This is a genomic window from Enterococcus sp. 3C7_DIV0644, from assembly GCF_002141235.1.
GTDB classification, from domain to species: domain Bacteria; phylum Bacillota; class Bacilli; order Lactobacillales; family Enterococcaceae; genus Enterococcus_D; species Enterococcus_D entomosocium.
In genome coordinates, this window is sequence record NZ_NGLK01000001.1 from 1701541 (window position 1) to 1707540 (window position 6000).

The 6000-nt window shown below is 32.5% G+C and carries 6 protein-coding genes and 1 pseudogene; 1 reads left to right on the top strand and 6 read right to left on the bottom strand.

The genetic code is table 11. The annotated features are described in order from the left end of the window. Positions 1-225 precede the first annotated feature (225 nt). The 6 genes and pseudogenes from A5877_RS08035 to A5877_RS08055 form a co-directional block, all read right to left on the bottom strand. Positions 226-561 (bottom strand): hypothetical protein, encoded by a 336-nt coding sequence (locus A5877_RS08035; RefSeq protein ID WP_005233146.1) that lies wholly within the window; start codon positions 559-561, stop codon positions 226-228. A 711-nt stretch (positions 562-1272) separates the two neighbouring features. Next, positions 1273-1483, bottom strand: a pseudogene (locus tag A5877_RS17350) (recombinase family protein); the annotation flags it as partial. A 61-nt stretch (positions 1484-1544) separates the two neighbouring features. Further along, positions 1545-2156, bottom strand: coding sequence for a protein adenylyltransferase Fic (gene fic / locus A5877_RS08040; RefSeq protein WP_086316664.1), 612 nt, complete (start codon positions 2154-2156; stop codon positions 1545-1547). A 163-nt stretch (positions 2157-2319) separates the two neighbouring features. Next, positions 2320-2766, bottom strand: coding sequence for a carboxymuconolactone decarboxylase family protein (locus tag A5877_RS08045; protein WP_086316665.1), 447 nt, complete (start codon positions 2764-2766; stop codon positions 2320-2322). Between the two features lie 99 nt (positions 2767-2865). Further along, positions 2866-3663: an HAD-IIB family hydrolase gene (locus A5877_RS08050; RefSeq protein ID WP_086298856.1), complete on the bottom strand. Its 798-nt coding sequence runs from the start codon at positions 3661-3663 to the stop codon at positions 2866-2868. Between the two features lie 49 nt (positions 3664-3712). Beyond that, positions 3713-4348, bottom strand: a complete 636-nt coding sequence (locus A5877_RS08055; RefSeq protein WP_016612632.1) for an FMN-dependent NADH-azoreductase — start codon at positions 4346-4348, stop codon at positions 3713-3715. Positions 4349-4426: 78 nt separating this feature from the next. Here A5877_RS08055 and A5877_RS08060 point away from each other — a divergent pair, with 78 nt between their 5' ends. Beyond that, entirely contained in the window at positions 4427-5365 is a 939-nt protein-coding gene (locus tag A5877_RS08060) for a YafY family protein (RefSeq protein ID WP_016612633.1), read from the top strand. Positions 5366-6000 lie beyond the last annotated feature (635 nt).

Sequence of the window (6000 nt, forward strand, 5' to 3'; positions counted from 1 at the left end):
TAGTCGCTATATACTTCTCTTCATCTGACGTCTTTAAAAAAAATCCCAGTAATGTAATTGTGGGTATTTTATACTTGTCACTATTGTCGATTGGAAAAGTACAAATTTTGAGTATTTTTCATTTTTCTCTCTTATGTTCTTTAGCCTAACTTTCATTCTCAGAAAAAATACTCCCTTGTTGGATTTACTATTACGGTGAGAGCTAGAAGATAGGAAACTAGCATTTTATATAGTAGGTAATGGCAGAGAAAGAATATACAATTGCATGATTAATAACACAACACATACTAGCAGCATAATATTTTCTCTTCTATCATGAATTGGATGCAAATACCCATCTTCTTTTGGTCTATCATTTATTGTTCCATACAGGATTTTCCTTCTTATTAATACAACTGTGGCCCCTATTATCCATATGAGTACAATAAACAAAAAAATTTTAATTGCTAAATACATTTGTCTTCCAATCACTAGATATAACAAAAAAACATCGATAAATTTAATGGTAAACAGCAAAAATCTTCTAACTTTTCTACCATAATAAATCAAATTGTAATTCATATAAAAACCATCCTCTTGTTCATTGTTTTAAGGAATGTTGGAATATTCTGCATTTAATTCATACCATTCTATAGGATATGCTGCTATTCTTTCCGCAACCTGAGCATTTATCTTCCCACTGACTAAATGACCCAAAACGAAATTAGATTCACAGCCAGTATGAACAATTACCTAATTTCAAATATATCTATATTTATTTAGTTCTAGTTAATCATAGCATTGCGAATGCATATAAACAATCACAGTGTTTAAAAATGACATATAAAGAAAAGTACTAATCGAAAGGTCTATGTGTTAGATCGAAAGTTTAATCCTTACATGTAGTTGAAGCTTTCCTATTTCAGTTTTATCTTTTATTTTTCCACTTTCTTCCGCCATGTCTTGCGTTATCTTCTTTAGCATAGCCTGTTTTAGGATCTTACCAAGCAAACTATTGTTTCCATTTACTTTTTGGTTAAAATTCCTAAATTTGACATTACCATTCGAATCTAGCAAACCTTTAGGAATACCATGAGCTTTAGCAGCATTATTTTGTGGATTCTTTAGCCCATCATTAATTGTTTTATATGCTCGGTGCTTACATCGGTCGTAATTTCACCTAATACAATCGCTTCAGACGCAGACAAAGCAATTTGTCCAGCACCAGGAATAAAGTAAACTCCTACAAAGGTAGAAAATTTCATTTGTCATTAAGAGGTATGTATACTCATTAATCGTGAGGTTATTATCCAGTAAAAAATTGACAACTTCTAATGCTTCTCGTGTATTACGGGGAATCAAACAAGTTTTGTAACAACGATTTCATCTTCAGGCTTCAGACCAACTATCAGCTGATTAAACGTTGGACTCCCCCGTTTCATACCTATAAAGTTTCCAGAAACAAATGCTCCTTCTCAACACCGTTCACAAGTTGTTGTTGAATCTACTCTTTCTTACTTTGAGATGTGGCTGAGACACGTGCATAGTCATATTTTGTATCTCTCCTACTCTGACAAATCATCTATCGTGTATTTGGAGAAACCTTCATAGAAATAGCTGACGTCGATTCCTTTCATATATAACTCGCGATCATCAATTTTGTCAGTCAATGCCTTAGAAATTAGATAGCGTATCTCTAGATCATTTATGGGACTTCGCTCCATTGCCGAAAGGTAATCTTCTTTATTGATCAAGTTCCAATCTACAACCTTTTGCAATTCTTTTTTTAAAATGAGAGCCAGCCAAATTCTAGTAGTCCGACCATTTCCTTCACGAAAAGGGTGAGCGATATTCATCTCTACATATTTCTTGATAATCTCTTCAAAAGAAGTTTGCGGTAGCTGATCAATATGTTTTAAAGAATGCTCCAAGTACATGACCGGCGCAAATTGAAAATTTCCTTTTGCGATATTGACCGTTCGAATGTTTCCAGCAAAATCATAAATCTCTGAAAAGAGAAATTCATGAATTTCAGCTAAGCCTTTAAAAGTACCCACTTCGATTTCATTTATTTTCCCCGAATCGTATAATTTTTTCGCTTTTTGCTTGCTTAGTTTTTCTTCAGCCTTGTCTAATGCAACTTGATTGGTAAAACCTAAATTGTTATCTAAAATCATGCAAAATCCCCTAACTTAATGACATTAGTTTATAAACTACTCTCAAGTCTATTATACTGAGCATTTATTTGTGTATCAAAAACGTTTAAGTTTCTGACCCTCTTTTCTTGTTCTATAAAAAAAAACCGAGAGGAAAGATCCTCTTCGGCTTCTGACAATAATTTCAATTTTGGCTAGACGCAAAATTCCCCATTGAAATGGACACTCTATTCCAACTATTAATTTGAGTAATTAATAGTACTAGTTCAACATATTCTTTTTCATCATAGTAATCGCGTACACGAGCATACAAGTCTTCAGGAACTTTTAAATCTGAAATTAATGTTATAGCTTCTGTAAGCTCCAAAGCGACCTTTTCTGCATCCGTATAAAAATCACACTCTCTCCAAGCACTTATACAGTAGATTCTTTGTTCTGTTTCCCCTAATTTTCGAGCATCGCTGCTATGGAGGTTTAGACAAAAAGCACAGCCATTGATTTGAGAAGCACGAATTTTAATAAGCTCTCGTAGATTTTTATCAATCTCTGTTTTACTTAAGTATTTTTCCATTTCCAACAAGTGTTTCATTCCATCAGGTGCTGTTTTATAATAATCAATTCTTTGTTTCATTTCACTTTCTTCCTTCCTATTGACGCAATCAACCAATTAATTTCTATAAAGTAAATATGATAATTTGTCTTACAATGATATTTAAAAAATTACAAACTATTAGAGGGTGATAAATTTTTCGATCGCACGTAATACGCCATCTTCGTCATTTGATTTAGTAATGAAGTCTGCTTGTATTTTGACTTCTTCAAAAGCATTTTTCATTGCAACACTGATACCTGCTTGAGAAAATAGTTCGATATCATTAAACCCATCACCAAATGCAATCGTCTCAGATTTATCGATGTTCAAAATCGATTGAAGTTGGGCAACTGTTGTTCCTTTATGAACATTTAAGTTCGAAATATCGATCCATGCTGCTTCTGAAGCAACAACATAGGCTCTATCCTGAAATATTGCCAATTCCTTCACTGTTTCAAAAGAGCGTAATTGCGGATCGTATACAGTAATTTTAACGAAATTTTCTGTTATATCAGCAAGATTTTCTAAGGTTTCTAAGATCTCGTATGAGCCTCTCGCCTTTTTGATATCTTGGTCTCTTGTCGTATTTTTTACGTATGCGGCGGTCGGTGTGCAAGCTATAATTACATAGTCGTCTGCAATTTCGTTTAACTTAGCGATAATATCTAAACCTATTTTATTAGGAAGCAATGACTGATAGATATAGTTTCCTTTATGTTTTATCCGTGTTGCACTATCACCTAATATCCATATATCACTTGATAATTCTTCACCAAAAATTTTTTCTACTCTTTCACATTGTTTTCCTGTACATGCAGCAAACGTGATGTACATTCTCTTCATATCTTCATGAATCTTTTTAAAATATTCTTGATTGAACTTACTATCACTATTCAAAAAAGTTCCATCCATATCACTAATAATCAATTTTATCATTACTATTCCTCAATCTCAGTAGTAGATTTGTGAACTAGATCAGTTAGGTCTATACAAAAAGATCCCACTCATAATTCAGCATTTGTTTAGCCTCCATCATAATTTCTGACTCAGACAACAATGCTGTTCCTTGTGCTCTAACAATCCCAAGTCTAGAGAACCCCATGATTTCCTCAAACATCTGCTTGAGATAATTGTATGAGAAGTCCATTTTAGAATATCGGTCATCATTTGTGTAAATACTACCGCTTGCTTGCAGGAAAAGTATCTTATAATCATCGACCATTAAACCAACAGATCCTGTTTCGGTATATTTAAATGTCTCACGAGCAATCAAGATATTATCCATATAGTCTTTCAAACGAGACGTCACATTGAAATTATGAAGGGGGGATACAATCACGATTCTATGATGATCTTTAAATTGTTGTAACAGAGTCGTAGAAGTCTCATCAATTTTCATTTCATCTTGCGTTAAGCTCTCTCCAACTCGTTTTTTCTCCCAAATTGCTAATAATTGACCTTGCTCAACTCTTGGAATGTCCATATCATAAAGGTTGATAGTAGTGATTTGATTTGGATCAAATTGCTCATGAAACTTACCTAAAAATAAGTCTTGTAGCTTACTTGAATAAGTTGTTTTTTTGTTGAATTCAGGGTGGGAATTAATTAGTAAAGTTTTCATGTAATTACCTCTTTTCTTTTGATATACTTACTATACTACGAAAAGGTGTCAGAACATGATACCGTTTAAGGAGAGACTATGAAAAAGTCAGAGCGACTAAATAAAGAATTGATTTTTTTAAAGAACAAAAATTTTTTCAACTTAAAAGATCTTATGGAAGAATTTAATATTTCTAAAAGTACTGCTTTACGTGACATTGAATCTTTAGAAGAAATGGGGCTTGCTTTGTACTCCGATTATGGGAGAAGCGGCGGATATCAATTAATGGATCAGTCACTATTAACGCCTATTTATTTTGATCAAAATGAAATTTTTGCGATTTTTTTTGCCTTGAAAGCACTAGAACTGCTTTCTAGCACTCCTTTTGATAAATCCTATACACATATCCAATCAAAACTCATGGTTACTTTAACAAGCAAGCAGCAAAAAGAGATAGAAACACTTTTAACTGTTGTAAAGTACTACAATACAGCGCCATTAAAAACACAAACAAATCTAGCCAAAATACTTGATTCTATCCTAAATGAAAAAGCGATAAAAGTGACCTATGCCCAGTTTGAAGAAATTGAAACAATACTGCAAAGTAATGAACTTTTCTATCGAAACGGGATTTGGTTTTTTAGTGCCTACGATTTTACGACCCACCATTGGGGGACTTACCGAAGCGATTGTGTTGTAGCGAGTGAGATCTTAGAAGAATTTGATCAGTCGTTTTCTATTGAAGAACTAAACCAAATTCAAAAAAAATATGAACAAAATTTTCATGATATACCTTTTCGTTGTCGATTAACGGCATTTGGTAAAGAAATCTTTCATAAACACAACTATCCTAACATGTCCTTAGAGATCAAGGATGGCATTTCTTACATCGTTGGCGGATATAATCAAAAAGAACTTCCTTATATGACTCATTATCTATTACGCTTTGGTAATAGTATAACAGTCGAATATCCTGAAGAGTTAAAGGACAGCTATTTGAAAGAGCTTCAATTGATATTGAAAAAATATTTAAAATGAGAATGATTCAAACGCTCTCAAACTTATTTTAAACTAAAAAAGTATCTTGACCGATATGGGTTAAGATACTTTTTCCTATGTAATCACAAGCATTGTAATTTTGATATAAGATTGATAACTAAAAACTCTTAAGTTTCTGACCCCGTTAAGAATTTGTCCAAATACTTATAAAAATGATTTTCAAATGAACAATCATTTAATTTAAAAGTTTAAGGACATAAAAATAAAAAGCTTTACTGCAATTATGGTATCTAAAAAGAGTGCTCAAAAAATAGTTATTTTCTGAACACTCTTTTAAATAGATTCCTAAACACCTTGATGATTTAATCATTTGGATATTATTAACAGATAAACCGCATAATTTGCTGCACTTTTCAACGCACCCCACCATATTCTTCAAATAATTTAGTCATCATCCATTGTATCTCACTCTTGGTCTGACTTTAATCTCTCACATATTAGGTTGCAGTTTCATTGGTAAATTCAATGATTAAATAATGATGATAACATTTTAGACTATATTATGCTATTTAGCAGTTCACCCATAGTGGCTACAATATACATTTCCTCTGTTTCAAAAATAATATTGTTTTTACTAGAATAAACATTATATATCTCGTGTCCTACTTTTTCAC